The organism is Paenibacillus aestuarii, from assembly GCF_027789125.1.
Classification (GTDB): domain Bacteria; phylum Bacillota; class Bacilli; order Paenibacillales; family NBRC-103111; genus Paenibacillus_E; species Paenibacillus_E aestuarii.
This window is the reverse complement of sequence record NZ_JAQFVF010000055.1, coordinates 26283-40361: the sequence shown is the minus strand read 5'-3', so window position 1 is coordinate 40361 and position 14079 is coordinate 26283. Positions and strand designations below refer to the sequence as shown.

The window sequence follows — 14079 nt, the reverse complement described above, 5'->3', positions numbered from 1 at the left end:
CCTCCTTAGTAGACGCCCTCTTCGCCCATCTTCTTGGAAATCCGGTTCACCATCATAACCAGGATCAGTCCGATAAACGATTTGAAGAATCCGATTGCGGTACTGTAGCTGAATTGGCCTTGCTTTAAGCCTGCCGTATATACGTAAGTATCGATGATCTCGGCCACGTTCCGGTTCATGGAATTGAGCAGCAGGTACACATGTTCGAAACCGAGGTCGAGAACCGCACCAATTTTCAAAATTAACAAAACGATGATAACGGAGCGAATCGCAGGCAATGTAATATGCCACATTTGTCTGAATCGCCCTGCGCCATCCATGCGAGCTGCTTCATACAGCTGCGGGTCGATTGAGGCGATAGCCGCCAAATAAATGATGGTTCCCCAGCCTGCTTCCCGCCATATGACTTGAAGGATATATACCGGTCTGAACCATTCGGGCGCCAGCAGGAAGTTCACTTTCTCCAAGCCGAAGTACTCCAGCAAGTCGTTGACAACCCCGCCATCCATCGTCAGCATAACGAAGGTGATGGAAACGATAATGACCCAAGACATGAAGTGAGGCAAATACACAATCGTCTGAAACGTTTTCTTGAACAGGTCGCCTTTGACTTCATTCAGCATAAGCGCCAAAATAATCGGAATCGGGAAATAGAACAACAGGTTCATCACAAACAAAATCAAGGTGTTACCTAAAATTTGTAAAAAGTCAGGTTCAGTGAACAGTCGTTGAAAATGTTCAAAGCCTACCCACTCACTGCCGCTGATGCCTTTAAACGGTTTATAATCCTGAAATGAAATGACAAGGCCATACATGGGAATGTACTTAAAAACAAGAAAATACAAGACTCCCGGCAGCAGCATGACATAGATCCACTTGTTTTTCCATAGACGTTTGCTTAACTCGCTGCTTCGTGTCGTCGTCACCGCTCTTTGTCTTACATTCACTTCCTCCATACACTTCTTCCTTTCCGGGAGAACATTTTTTAAGAAGAAAGAGCTGCCGCCTGCACGACAGCCCTTCTGTTTGCTTTACTTCTTATAAACGGCGTTGTACTCGTCAATAATTTTGGAACCGCCACGGCTCTTCCAGTCTTCAACCGCTTTGTCGAATCCGGCTTTATCCAGATTGCCGTAGATGTACTTGTACGTAGCGTCTGTGATGAGCGCTTGCAGCTGTACGCCTTTCTCCATGTTTGTTTTGGAGTCCAGCGCTGCCGTCGGATCCTGTACGGCGTACTTCAGGTTCTCGATTTTCAGCTGATCGGCTTTGCCTGCTGCTGGGATCGAAGGGATGCCGAGGTAGCGCCCCGTCGTGTCCTCATCACCGATAGCGGCGTCTGCGAACGGCTTCACTTCACGCGTCCATTTATCCTCGTCCAGCTTCTTCGCTTTGTTATCCGTTACGGAATAATGCACGTCTTTGATGCCCCAGAACATCATATTCGCTACTTCAGGCGACATCTCTTTATCGAAGAAGGCCAAAATCTTCTTCAGATCAGCTTCCGTTTTAATCGCGGATTTTGGGAACAGCACGACGTTGTTGTAGCCGCCCAGCGCCCAGGAAGAGAATTTCCCGCTAGGTCCAGCTACCATGCTGTGCACATCCACAACAGCCGATGGCACGTTCTTGATCAAATCTTTGTTCAACGACGCCACATCCGTCATCGCACCGATGTACATCCCTGCCGTGCCGCTCGTGAACAGCTTGATTTGGTCCGTTTTGCTTGTCGCTGCGAAGTCTTTATTGATTAAGCCTTCATCGCGCAGCTTTTTGAAGTAATCCATGGAAGCTACATATTCAGGGAACATGAATTCAGGCTGCAGCTTGCCGTCTTTTTCACCCCAGTTGTTCGGTACGCCCAACCAATTATCAACGGTCTTGAACGCGCCGTAGATCAGGTCGTTACGGTCAGCCAAACCGATCGTATCCTTTTTGCCGTTGCCGTCGGGATCCTTCTCGGCGAAAGCTTTCGCCATCTCGTAGAGCTCCTGAGTGTTTGTAGGCGCTTTCAGGCCCAGCTTATCCGCCCAGTCTTTGCGGTAGATCAGGCCTTGACGGGCAATGTCGACACCGCGATACAGCGAGTACAACTTGCCGTCGACCTTGGTATTGTCGTTCGTTGTGGATTTCAACTTGCTCAGGTTCGGGAAATCTTTCAAATAAGGGCCAATTTCCCAGAATTGGCCATCGCGGATGGCGGATTTCATCTGAATGAATGTCGCCTGGTTCTTCAGATATGTAACCTGCGGCAGCGCGCCTGTCGCCAGCGTTGTATTCAACTTCTCTTCGTACGTATCTGCCGGGAAAAATTGGAACGTCAGCTTCGTGTTGGTCATTTTCTCCAATTCCTTCACGATGACATCCGGCGGGGATTGTGCGGTATTCAGCGGAGACATGATCGTAATCGGTGTCGGCTTGCTATCCGCTTCCGTTGCTTTTGGTGCTGCACTAGCTGCCGTACTGGCTGCAGGTGCTGTCGATGCTGATTTATCTCCTCCGCAAGCTGCCAGCAAAACACTCGAAACGAGCATAACGCTCAGTGGAATCGAGACTAACTTTCTCTTCATATACGTAGACCTCCACAAAATTGTGATGTGCTGCTCCCCTTACGTTACATGCCCGTACCCGGGTGCCGATACAATCATTTGCTCATTTCGCCCAGGCGCAGCAAAGGATGTGAGAAGATGATTATCCGAATGTGAAATGAGCATGACGGCTGAGCCCATGAAGACAAAAAAACCGCAAGCGCCTGAAGCGCCTGCGGCTGTTTTACTTTTTCCCGTATGCATCGTTGTATTCCTGAATGATCTGGCTGCCCCCGTTGCGTTTCCAGCGTTCGATCTCCTGCTGGAATCCGGCCTTGTCCAGCTTGCCGAGCATGTAATTATAGGTAGCGTCCGACATAATTTTGTACAATTCGACACCGCGTTCATCATAAGTCTTGGATTCCAAGCTAATCGTCGGATCATTGACGACATATTTCTCATTATCCGCACTAAGCTTGTCGGCAAGCTGGGATAACGATTCACTCTCCGCCACCTGCATCACATTTGGATTGTTCAAATCTGCAATCATCAGCACGTAGAGCGCGTTCACTTCATTCGCACGAATTTGTGTCGTATCCTCCGATAAGAGGACCTTGTCATCCTTGGTCGTGTAATGCCTGCCCTCCAACCCGTATTTCATCAGGTTGGCTACATCTTTATCCATAGACCGGTCAAAAAAGCTAAGCACCTGCTTCAGCTCGTCCTCGGTACGAATCGCTTTCTTCGAGAACAAGTACAGCGCGCTGTAGTTCGGGATTGACCATACTTTGAACCCGTTCGGTCCCTCAATATGATTGATCAGCGTCAATTTCGCCTTCGGATCGACCAAACGTGTCTCGTCTGATAGACGCTGCACATCCTGCATGCTGCCAATATAGACGCCAGCAATGCCGCGAATGAGCTTGTCGCGCTGCACATCTTTGCTCGTGACTGCGAAATCATTATTAATCAGCTTCTCGTCATACAGCTTCTTCATAAAATCCATCGCATCCATATAAGCCGCTGTCTCGAACTCCGGAACCAGCTTCCCCCCGCTAATCCCCCAATTGTTGGGGGTGCCGAAGTAGGAAGCGACCGTTTTGAAGGCGCCGAAGACGAGGTCGTTCCGGTCGGTCAACCCGATCGTATCCGCTTTGCTGTCCTGATCCGGATCGTTGTTCGTGAACGCTTTCAACACGTTGTACAGTTCATCAATCGTCCTTGGTTTCGCCAGCTTCAGGTTGTCCAGCCAATCCTCACGGATGATAATGCCTTGGCGCGACGAAGGGCGCTCTGTATACAGGCCGTATATTTTGCCGTCAACAGACGTTTGATTGAGAATATTTTTATTCAATTGCTTTAAGTTCGGAAATTGCTCCAAGTAGGGGCCGATATCCCAAAACGCGTCCGAACGGATGGAGTTCTTGAGCAGCAAATAGTCCGTGTATTTGACATAAGTCGCTTTTTTAAGTGAGTTGGTTGTGAGCGCTGTGTTCATCTTGTCCGTATAAATGCCATCAGGCACCCAGTTCAATTCCAACTTCGTTTGCGTCCGGTCTTCAATGGCTTTCACCAGCTCGGGAGTAGGCGGATGCGGAAAATGCAGAGGCGCCATAATCGAAATGACAGGCCGGTTGTCACCCGCTTGATCCTGCTTGGACGTCATGCTATGACTGCAGGCGGTCAGCCAGCTAACCAGGCTCAGCAGCGTGATGATCAGACAGCTTCTTTTCCAACGACTCCGTTTAACAACATTGCCCATTCTGTGTGTCCCCCTTGCCGCAGCAGTGATTTCTATTCATAATCTAAGATAATGATTATCGCGATTACAGATGATTATTGCCCCAGGAGCAACGGTTTACTACAATGTTAAAACGAGTACTTGCATAATCACTACCTCAGGATGGGTGTTGGATATCGTGCGTTCTTTAAGCTTTCTAAGCAAAATGACAATCTTTGGGTTCTTGCTCAGCACGCTGCCCGTAATTTTCATCGGCGCTTTTGCCTTCGTGACTTCTTCCAACGAAATCCAGAAAAATGTAAATGAAGGTAAAATGCAGTTGATTATGCAAATCAACTCCAATGTAGAGCAGAAATTAACAACTGTCAACCATACGCTTAATCAGGTCATCAACTCTACCGTGCTCAAGAAGGCTTTAGACAAACCTTTAACTGTAAACGATTTCATGGTTTATGACGACTTGCGCAGCGAGATTCGCTACATGCAATCTTTTGATACTAAGCTTGAGGATGTCATCCTGATCAATGCTCGGGAGAACTGGATGATCAAGAACTCAGGTTTATATCAATTCGACAACTATCCGTACTACGATAAATTGCTTACGCTTATGGACCCTCAAGATACGAGCGCCTGGCTGATGAGCCCTTCAGCCTGGTTCTACACCGAGGAGAACGCGCGCAGCGTCCCTTGTGAATATACAATCAGCCTGATGAAAAAGCTGCCGACGACCGGTCCAGAGAAGTACGGCATGGCGCTCGCCAACATCCCTGCCTGCAGCTTGCAGGATTTTATTAAAAGCGATACCGACCAGTTGGATGACATTCTGATTATCGACGAAGCGAATCGGATTATTATGCATCCGGATCCCACCATGGTCGGCAAGTCGATTACAGAAGCCGGATTGACGGACGTGGGGCAGCAGCTCGTCAAGCAGCAGGGACAATTCTCCACCGAAATTCTAAGCAAGCCTTACTCGGTGTCTTATCTGCGTTCCAATCTGAACGGCTGGACGTATTTATCCGTCTCCTCGATTGGCAGCATGACCCAGGAATCGAGCAAGATCAAAACCTACACCATCTACATCTGCGCACTCATGCTGCTGATCTCTATGCTGCTGGCCTGGCTCGGCTCACGTAAAATGTATTCGCCCATCCAGCTGCTCATGAATCAAATCGGCGGCCTCGTGACCGTCAATCGGAAGCGCAAAGCGGACGAGTTTCAGCTCATCGGCGAGCAGGTGTACCATCTGTTCGAATCCAAATCCCAGCTGGAAAAGGAAGTCCGCCAGCATATCGGACAGGTGCGCACTTTCTTCCTAATCAAAGCGTTCCAAGGCCATGTGAAATCAAGCGAGCTGCACGACAAACTATTTCAGTTCGGGTACGGTGTGCAGGTCAGTGACTGGAGAACGATGTCAGTCATTACCTTGCAGATCGACTCCTTCGATAATACCCGCTACGAGAGGCGAGATGCGGAGCTGCTGCTCTTCGCCATCCATAACATTATCGAAGAGCTCATTCCGTCGGAGCAGCGGCTGGCGCCCATCATCATCGACCAAACGGTGGTGACGCTGATCGGCAGCCCAAACAGCCATGTGGCTGAGTTCCGCAACCACGTGTATGCGCTGACGGAGCAGATGCAGCAGCACGTGATCAGCTATCTCAGCCTGCATGTCAGTATTGGAATGAGTCTCCCCTTCCAAGCGTTTACAAGCATGCCTACCGCCTATCGCGAGGGACTGGAAGCGCTCAAGCACCGGATTAAGCTCGGCGAGGGCATCATCATTCAGTACGAGAACATCAACTCCGGCAAGCATTACTTGAATTTGAACTATCCGAAGCCGATTGAGAACGAGCTTATGGATGCCATCAAGCTGGCGGAAAAAGAGAAATCGCGCGAGCTGCTCAAGCAGCTGCTGCAAACGGTGTTCGCTGCGCCGCTTACGCCGCAGGAATACCAGATGCCGCTGACCCGCCTGCTGAACAACCTGCTTATCGTCATGCAGGAATCCGGGATTAGCCTCAATCAGATCCATCCTGCGAAGGGCTCCATCTTCGAGGAACTGCTGGATCTGCAAATCGCCGCCGAGATCGAGGATTGGTTCTGGACGCAAGTGGTGTATCCGTTAATTCGGATTTTCCGGGACCGCCAGGATGCCCAGTACCATAACATCTCTGAGAAAATCATCGATCTGGTGCAGCGCTTTTACGATACCGATCTGACGCTCGAGGATTGTGCCTCCAAGCTGCATTATAACGCTAATTATTTAAGCAGTATTTTTCGCAAAGAAACGAACTGCTCGTTCAGCGAATATTTGACGACTTACCGTTTCAATATGGCTAAAAAATGGCTCTCCGAGACCGATATGCCAATCAAGGACATCTCTTCTAAACTGCAGTATAACAACTCACAGAACTTTATCCGTTCTTTCCGTAAGCAAGAAGGCATTACTCCAGGGCAATACCGGGAAAAATCAAAAGAGGGCTATGTGGACGCCTGTCCATAAGCCCTCTTTCTTTTTAACCTGCCACTTACTCGTTCCGCTTTCCAAATTCCTGTTGAATAATCCGGACATTCTCCGCATGGCACTCCTGCGTAAACGATGACGGAAAAGCATGCTCCTGCTCGAGCGCCGCAACAGCCGCCTCATTCGGCTCCGTTACAGCCTGAATGAGCCGCTGCAGATGGTCGTCCGCCAGATCCAGGCGCCGGCGCATTTCCTCCAGGTCCGTTGTCACTCGGCCATGCCCCGGAACAAGCGCCTTTATCGCATATTGCTCAAAAATGTGCTTCGCCGTGAGCAAGGTCTGTTGATACGCTTTGGCGCTGTCATAAATAAACGGCAGCTCGAAGTCTGACAAGTAATCGCCGGCGATCAGAATGCCTAGTGGTTCAACAATCGTAAACAAGCCATCCGCTGTATGACCGGGAGTTTGAAAGAACGTTAAGGTCGTCCCGCCTTTTTTTAGCTGCTGCCCGTTATCACTCATGATGATGTCCAGCTCTGGGAACTCGATCGAATAACTGCGCTCCACATAATGCTTCGCATCAAAATCGCGAATCAACTCCAGCTTATAAGCCTTCTTCGGATGCTCGCTAAGCCCCTTGCTCCCGATGACTCTGGCGTCGGGAAACGCCCGATACCCGATAATATGATCAAAATCGCCGTGCGTAAACAGCAGGTAAAGTTCGCGTGCGCCTTTTATCTGATCCACGTAGCTGCGAATCTGTTCAACTTCGGAAGGCAGCCAATTCGGGTCCACGACGAGCACCAGATCCGTGGTTTGGATGACAGTTGCTGTGGTTTGATAAAGAACACTTTGAAAAACAGTCATATGTTCATTTTGAAATTGAATCACGGAATATTTCCCCTTCTTTTTTCTCCTTCATCTGCAAGCTTATCGCTATCATCGTACCATTTCGGGGCAATAAAGAAAAAGTTGATGTTACTCGATACATTTTGTATCATAATAATGAGAGTAAACTGATTCAAAAGGCGGCGTGTCATGAAATCTTCATTCATCCATATAGCCCGTATTCGATCGTTGGTGCTGCTGCTTGCTTTGTGCTTCCTTGATGCTATGTTTACCGACATGGGCCTCCGCCTTCAGTTCATTGAAGAGCTGAATCCTGTGATCCGGCATATTTATGACTGGAATGTGGCAGGATTTTATTTGATCAAGCTGTTCCTCCCGCTACTCTTCATGCTTCTTTATCCGCGTATTCAAGCTCGTCCCTGGGTGAGCCCTGCCTTAACCATCACTGTCGTCACTTATGCCGCAGTCAATATTTATCACCTTGTATGGTTGGCGTATAGCTTGAAGTATTGGATGAACAGCATCACTTAAACGATTAGCACGATCCAGACAGTCCCCATGAGAGGGGCTACTTCGAGTTTAGCCTGTGGTACTTCAGGCAGCAATGTGATAACATTGTCACACGTTTTAACGTACGGAGCCGTGAGGCTCTTTTTTTAATGTGGCGGTTGCGGCGGGGCAACACTAACTAGCTAACTTCTAACTAGCTAACTTCTAACTAGCTAACTAGCTAACTACCTAAATACCTAAATACGTACCGCCCTGCTTAAAGACTATCTACTGGCTTACCGGCCTACCGGCTATCTACCGATCTACACCTTTCCATCTACCGACCAGTCGTCCGATTTCTTGCCGCTACTTAAAGTCGCGCCATGTAAAATCAATTGTCAGCAGGCCGACTGAGGGAGCCTGCGCACGCCAAGGTGCCGCTCCGGCGGCTGATGGCTGCCGAAAACAGACCATGTTGCTGAAGTAGCCGAACGCCCGGCATACAGAAGGTCTCACGGCATGGATGCCGCATTTGTCCTTTTCCATATCATAAAATATGCATGTGCCATAATGGCGCTGTTGGTTTTCCAGCTCTGCACGCAACTTGATGGGCATGGCTTTGATTTTCTTTTTTATCGTTTTCAATTCTTGATCCGTGACGGGGACAGGGCCGCAGCATAATCCTTTGCATCCTTGACAGGGCAGTTCGCTCATGGGAACCTCCGATTTAAACATTGACTTTATCGTTAACCTGTGGTATTATTTAATATTATTCGTTCGATAATTATATTAACATAAAATACCAAGCGCTACAATATAACAAAAGGGGATCTCTAAAGCTGCTGACTTAGAGGTCCCCTTTATTTTATGAGTGATGGGCGGGCGGCGCTCGCTTCAAGAAGCTGCAGTCCGATTCTGCCGACCTTCAGCTGGACCTCCACCCACCACATGCGCTCCAATCCGATTTTGCCCAATTGCTGCGGCAAAACAACTAAGCTATCCACCATTTCTGCTCTCTAAGTAGGCAAAGCCGGACTGCAGCATAAATCCACCCGCCCAACGCCTAAATAAGTGGGCAAAGTCGGACTACTGCAATTTGCTGAGGCAGTTAGATAAGTACGCATACTCACAGTAGGATGGCTCAACCGTGCTCTAGACACTACATCTCGGCTTCTCCAACTTGTTGCGTGTCCCACACGGCCGCTTCAAGAAGCTGCAGTCCGATTCTACCGACCTACAGTTGGACCCGGCGGTCCGACTGATTCGGGGCTACCACACCTCACCGCACCTCACCGCACGTCGCCACTAAGGCTGCAACAAAAATCGGTACCCGATCCCCGGCTCCGTTTCGATAAACTTCGGGCGCGTCGGGTCCTCCTCCAGCTTTTTGCGCAGATGGCCGATGTAGATGCGCAAATAGTGGCTGTCCGACTCGTGGTGGTGGCCGCCCCACACTTGCTGCAGCAGCTGCCGCTGCGTAACCACCTTGCCTGCATTCGAGGCAAGCACTTTCAAAAGATCATACTCGGTCGGCGTCAGCTTGACCCGGTTGCCATCCAGCTCGACCAGCCGCTGCGCGAGGTCGATGACCAGATGATCGAAGCGCAGGATCGGCTCGTCGACCGTCTTCGCCACATGGCGCAGCGCTACGCGAATCCTGGCAACCAGTTCGCCCATCCCGAACGGTTTGGTCACGTAATCGTCGGCTCCGCCATCCAGCGCGGCTATTTTATCTTCCTCGCGGTCTTTCGCCGTCAGCACGATAATCGGGATCTGCGACCATTCCCGTACACGCGTCAGCACATCCATGCCGGACATGCTTGGCAGGCCGAGATCCAGCACGATCAAGTCCGGATGTACGATGCTCGCTTGATACACACCGTCTTCTCCTGTTGCCGCCTCGTGAATTTCAAAGCTATGTGCTTGCAGCGTCACTTTCAGCAGCTTCCGGATTTGCGGCTCATCATCGATAATTAAGATACGCGCTCCATTCGTCATGTCAGGCATTATTCCTTTCCGGTATCCATTCCTGTAATTCCTGCTCGTCGCCTCTTGGCAGCACAATTCGGACGACCGTGCCCCGCTCCAGATTCGGCTCTGCGCTAATCGTCCCGCCATGCGCTTCAATGATGCCTTTGCAGATGGCGAGCCCCAAACCGGTTCCGGTCACATGGCGGGTTGCTGGCGAGCGGTAAAATTTATCAAAAATGCGCTCACGATCCGCTGCAGCAATCCCTGCGCCGGTATCAGCCACCATCAGCATGATGTGCCGGTCATCCTGAGCCGGCGCTGCGGAGACGACGATTTCACTGTAATCAGGTGAATACTTGATCGCATTGCTGATCACATTCACCATCACTTGCTCCAGCAGCACCTCATCGCCGTATAAATAAGGTACGGTGTCCGGCAGCTGGACTGTAATCTTCCGATGCTGCTGGAAATCCTTCACCTGCGCCAGCACGACACCGATGATGTCTGCGGGGTCGCACCACGTTTTGCGCAGCGTCAGCATGCCGCTCTCCAGCTTCACCATGCCGAGCAGGTTCGTCACGAGCCGGTTCATGCGCAGCGCGCCGTCGCGGATCGTGGCAAGCAGGTCGAGCCGGTCCTCCTTGGAGAACATGGCGTCGCCTTCGATTAAGCCTGTGGCCGAGCCGATAATCGTCGCCAGCGGCGTGCGCAATTCGTGGGACACCGAGTCTAGCAGCGCCGTGCGGATGCGCTCCGACTCCGCCGTTAGATGGGCCAGCTTCGCTTCCTCGCCCAATTTCACGCGCGCTACAGCACTTGCGGCCAGTCCGCCAATCGCTTCGAGCAAACGCACTTGGTCCGGCGCATCAGTCCCGGCAACCGGCTGCTCATAGAGATCAAGGTTAACGGCCAATACGCCGTAAACCCGCTCCTCCGTACGCAGCGGCACGTAGAGGCCGGATGATTCGCGAAGTGTGCTTGAGCCCCTCCCGGCCATCTCCCCATACATATAGACCCACTTGGCAATGCCCATCTCCGAAGGCCCATTGCCCCAATAAGCGGGGTCCGACGAGCTTGTCATCACTTTCAATTCATCTTCGGCATCCGGCATATAAATAACAGCTTGAGCGCCAACAGTCTCTGATACTTGACGGGATACATTGTCGAGCAGCGACTGCAAATCGGTGATCGCCGTCATCTGCCGGCTCAAGGCATACAGCGTAGCGGTCGTCGCCTCCCGTTGCTTGGCAACATGCAGCTGCTGCTTCAACCGCGCAGCCAGACTAGCGGTTAATATCGCAACCGCCAAATAAACGACAAACGACAGCAAGTACCGCAAATCTGCGATCGTAAAGCTTAAGAACGGCGGGATAAAATAAAAGTCGAACACCAGTACGCTCAAGCTGGCGGCAAAGATGGAAGGCCCCATCCCCCCGTATACCGCGCTAATTAGAATGGGGAATAAGTAGATTAATGCAATATTTACGTTATCAAAAAACGGCTCAAAGCTACGCAGCAACAAGGTTAAAAGAACGATGCCCAGCGTCACCCAGGTATACGGCCTCCAGGCATAAAAGCTGCCTTGCGCTAACTTCCCCAACCGTTTCCACGGACTGCTCATCATGTCACCTTACTTCATTGTTATGTTCTCTTCAATTATGCAGGATTGGGTTCAAAATCCGCAACGATAAGCACATCTCTATGCCTTGACTTGCGAATCAGCTTCTTAACGACGGAGCCTTTGAGCAGTGTCTCCCAGAACGTCTGCTTCGACTGTCCAATGACCAGCTGCGTCGCTTCCGCTTCGTCCGCTTTGACGGATAGCACATGAGCAATCTCCTTCGGCCCCCGCGCCTCATGAACGACGAACTTGCCGCCAAGCCGGACCGTCAGCCGCTCCAAAGCGTCCAGCCTTGCTTTCAGCTCTCCTGTATACTCGCCGCCTCCCCCAACATGAACATAATTAACATACCAGGCGGCCTTCAAGCGATAGGCGGTGCGGAAACCACGGCGAATCAGGCGCTCGGCATGCGGCGTGCTGTTCACGCAGACGAAAATCACTTCCTTGCGCCGCCACGGGCCGCGAAGTGAGCTTTTGCGCTCCAGCGACTCCAGCCGTTCGTCAACGTCGTCGGCGATTTCACGCAGCGCGAGCTCACGCAAAGCGATGAGATTCCCTGTTTTGAAAAAATGGGACAGCGCTTGCTCTACTTTGGCTTTGGCATAGATTTTGCCTTCACGCATCCGTTGCTGCAGCGCTTCAGGAGAAACATCGATGAGCTGCACTTCATCCGCCATCTGTAGAATATTATCCGGCACAGTCTCTCTAACGCGAATGCCGGTAATTTGTTGCACAGCATCATTCAAACTCTCCAAATGCTGAACGTTGACCGTCGTAATAACGGATATGCCGGCGTCCAGAATCTCCAGAACGTCCTCGTAACGTTTTTTATTATTGCTTCCGGGAACATTGGTGTGTGCCAGCTCATCAACCAGCACCACTTCGGGACGCTTGCGAATAATCGCCTCCGTGTCCATTTCCTCTAGCTCAATGCCCTGGTAGACAATCTTCTTGCGGGGAATAATCGGCAAGTTTCCGGTCTGCGCGATCGTTTCTTTGCGGTTATGCGTCTCGAGCAGACCGATCTGCACATCAATCCCTTTTTTCAAATGATCGTTGCCTTCGCGAAGCATCATGTACGTTTTTCCTACGCCAGGAGCGGCGCCGATATAGACCTTGAATTTGCCGCGCTTTATCTTCCCTATTTTCTCCACAACTTCCTGTTCGCTTAACCGCCGGTACTTCTGATGTTCCTTGGCGGAGACGATTTTTGCCGGCAGCACCCGCTCCCCTTCGTACTCAGCCCGGTCTGCGACCAGAAATAGATCGATATTTTTGGTTACTTTGAGCAGCGTATTGACCACCGAGCCCTGCCAAAACTCCTGCCATCGCGTATGCTTCGTATGCCCCATGACAATGCGTGTCACCTGATGGCGCGATGCGTACTGCACCAAGGTCTCCGGCATGCTTCTGCGGCTGCGGTACGGCAGCTCCTCGAACTCGCCCCCTACCTTCTCCACCAGCTTGATCATGCTGCGGCGGAACGCGGTCGCTTCTTTAGTTAGCGCGCGCTTGAAATTCCTGAACGTCACCACGAGCAGATCGCCGTTCAGCCGTTTGGCAATCTGCTGCCCTCTGCGCACGTAGATCGAGCCGTTCCAATGGTACTGCGTCGTCACCAGGATGCGCTCTGCGGTTCCCGGCGGGATGCAGAGCCCCATCTCCTCGCGGTGCTCCTTCAACGACTCATTGACATCCTCCGCCACCAAGCGCAGCGCCAGCTCGCGCAGCACCCCCAGATTGCCGCGCTTGAATACAGGAGCATCTTTGTTCACCTTAAGATGCCCTTCCGCTAGCCGGTTTAGAATCGTCTCCGGCGTCACATCGATGAGCCTCACCTCATCAGCAAGCTCCAGTGTATCGACCGGTACGGTATGTTCAACCTCGATCCCGGTCAGCTTTTGCGCCAGTTCTGTGTAGCCTTCCAGCTCATACACATTCACCGTGGTGATGACGCTGATATCGTGTGAGAGCAAATACTTGATGTCCTCTAACCGGGTCGCGAACCTGGCCTCCGGGCGATTCCGGTGTGCCAGCCCGTCAACGAGGACGACCTCCGGATTTCTCGCCATCAAAGCCTCTAGGTTCAAATCTTTGTACTCAACATCGCCTTTATACCAATGGATGCTCGATACCCGCTCCAGATCACCCAATTGCTCGACCGTCTCCGGCCGCTTCAGCGTCGATACGGCACAGATCACCACATCGATCCCCTGCTGCTTCAGAATATGGCCTTCCCGCAGCATATGGTAGGTCTTGCCCGAGCCGCTCACCGGGCCGATATATATCTTCAACGTGCCGCGGTGCAGTTTGGAGATCGAGTGCAGGATCTCTTCAGGTGTTTTGCGTTTAAAGCCGTCCATGTTGTTGCCTCCCCCTAGAAACGAATAAAGCCACAAAGCCACCCCCGAC

12 protein-coding genes are annotated in these 14079 nt (G+C 51.3%); 2 read left to right on the top strand and 10 right to left on the bottom strand.

The window, feature by feature from the left end; translation table 11 throughout:
* Window positions 1–5: 5 nt before the first annotated feature.
* The 4 genes from O9139_RS22005 to O9139_RS21990 all read right to left on the bottom strand — a co-directional run bounded on the left by O9139_RS22005 (window position 6) and on the right by O9139_RS21990 (window position 4290).
* Window positions 6–956, bottom strand: a complete 951-nt coding sequence (locus tag O9139_RS22005) for an ABC transporter permease (RefSeq protein ID WP_270881573.1) — start codon at window positions 954–956, stop codon at window positions 6–8.
* A gap of 75 nt (window positions 957–1031) precedes the next feature.
* Window positions 1032–2570, bottom strand: coding sequence for an extracellular solute-binding protein (locus O9139_RS22000; RefSeq protein WP_270881572.1), 1539 nt, complete (start codon window positions 2568–2570; stop codon window positions 1032–1034).
* Between the two features lie 39 nt (window positions 2571–2609).
* Complete coding sequence (locus O9139_RS21995; RefSeq protein ID WP_270881571.1) at window positions 2610–2792, bottom strand: hypothetical protein; 183 nt, start codon at window positions 2790–2792, stop codon at window positions 2610–2612.
* Entirely contained in the window at window positions 2773–4290 is a 1518-nt protein-coding gene (locus tag O9139_RS21990; protein WP_270881570.1) for an extracellular solute-binding protein, read from the bottom strand. Before O9139_RS21990 ends, O9139_RS21995 begins: the two co-directional genes overlap by 20 nt.
* A gap of 157 nt (window positions 4291–4447) precedes the next feature.
* On the opposite strand from O9139_RS21990, the gene O9139_RS21985 reads away from it, so the two are divergent.
* Window positions 4448–6775 (top strand): AraC family transcriptional regulator, encoded by a 2328-nt coding sequence (locus O9139_RS21985; protein WP_270881569.1) that lies wholly within the window; start codon window positions 4448–4450, stop codon window positions 6773–6775.
* A 25-nt stretch (window positions 6776–6800) separates the two neighbouring features.
* Here the strand turns inward: O9139_RS21985 and O9139_RS21980 are convergent, their stop codons facing one another.
* Window positions 6801–7628, bottom strand: a complete 828-nt coding sequence (locus tag O9139_RS21980) for an MBL fold metallo-hydrolase (RefSeq protein WP_270881568.1) — start codon at window positions 7626–7628, stop codon at window positions 6801–6803.
* 147 nt (window positions 7629–7775) lie between these two features.
* Here O9139_RS21980 and O9139_RS21975 point away from each other — a divergent pair, with 147 nt between their 5' ends.
* On the top strand, window positions 7776–8117 hold the full coding sequence (locus O9139_RS21975) for a DUF5658 family protein (RefSeq protein WP_270881567.1): 342 nt from the start codon (window positions 7776–7778) through the stop codon (window positions 8115–8117).
* Window positions 8118–8441: 324 nt separating this feature from the next.
* Here the strand turns inward: O9139_RS21975 and O9139_RS21970 are convergent, their stop codons facing one another.
* From O9139_RS21970 to O9139_RS21950, 5 genes are all read right to left on the bottom strand, one after another.
* The gene (locus tag O9139_RS21970; protein WP_270881566.1) at window positions 8442–8789 is read right to left on the bottom strand and encodes a YkgJ family cysteine cluster protein; all 348 of its coding nucleotides are present in this window, start codon (window positions 8787–8789) and stop codon (window positions 8442–8444) included.
* 146 nt (window positions 8790–8935) lie between these two features.
* Window positions 8936–9082: a hypothetical protein gene (locus tag O9139_RS21965; RefSeq protein WP_270881565.1), complete on the bottom strand. Its 147-nt coding sequence runs from the start codon at window positions 9080–9082 to the stop codon at window positions 8936–8938.
* A gap of 298 nt (window positions 9083–9380) precedes the next feature.
* Entirely contained in the window at window positions 9381–10073 is a 693-nt protein-coding gene (locus tag O9139_RS21960; RefSeq protein ID WP_270881564.1) for a response regulator, read from the bottom strand.
* 1 nt (window position 10074) lies between these two features.
* Window positions 10075–11670, bottom strand: a complete 1596-nt coding sequence (locus O9139_RS21955; RefSeq protein ID WP_270881563.1) for a DUF4118 domain-containing protein — start codon at window positions 11668–11670, stop codon at window positions 10075–10077.
* 32 nt (window positions 11671–11702) lie between these two features.
* Window positions 11703–14030, bottom strand: coding sequence for a universal stress protein (locus tag O9139_RS21950; protein ID WP_270881562.1), 2328 nt, complete (start codon window positions 14028–14030; stop codon window positions 11703–11705).
* Window positions 14031–14079 lie beyond the last annotated feature (49 nt).

Excerpts from the sequence above, each read along its gene's own strand:
- O9139_RS21975 (WP_270881567.1), top strand. The coding sequence starts at position 7,776 with ATGAAATCTTCATTCATCCATATAGCCCGTATTCGATCGTTGGTGCTG.
- O9139_RS21995 (WP_270881571.1), bottom strand. The coding sequence starts at position 2,792 with ATGCATACGGGAAAAAGTAAAACAGCCGCAGGCGCTTCAGGCGCTTGC.
- O9139_RS21960 (WP_270881564.1), bottom strand. The coding sequence starts at position 10,073 with ATGACGAATGGAGCGCGTATCTTAATTATCGATGATGAGCCGCAAATC.
- O9139_RS21955 (WP_270881563.1), bottom strand. The coding sequence starts at position 11,670 with ATGATGAGCAGTCCGTGGAAACGGTTGGGGAAGTTAGCGCAAGGCAGC.
- O9139_RS21950 (WP_270881562.1), bottom strand. The coding sequence starts at position 14,030 with ATGGACGGCTTTAAACGCAAAACACCTGAAGAGATCCTGCACTCGATC.
- O9139_RS21970 (WP_270881566.1), bottom strand. The coding sequence starts at position 8,789 with ATGAGCGAACTGCCCTGTCAAGGATGCAAAGGATTATGCTGCGGCCCT.
- O9139_RS22005 (WP_270881573.1), bottom strand. The coding sequence starts at position 956 with ATGGAGGAAGTGAATGTAAGACAAAGAGCGGTGACGACGACACGAAGC.
- O9139_RS21990 (WP_270881570.1), bottom strand. The coding sequence starts at position 4,290 with ATGGGCAATGTTGTTAAACGGAGTCGTTGGAAAAGAAGCTGTCTGATC.
- O9139_RS21965 (WP_270881565.1), bottom strand. The coding sequence starts at position 9,082 with ATGGTGGATAGCTTAGTTGTTTTGCCGCAGCAATTGGGCAAAATCGGA.
- O9139_RS22000 (WP_270881572.1), bottom strand. The coding sequence starts at position 2,570 with ATGAAGAGAAAGTTAGTCTCGATTCCACTGAGCGTTATGCTCGTTTCG.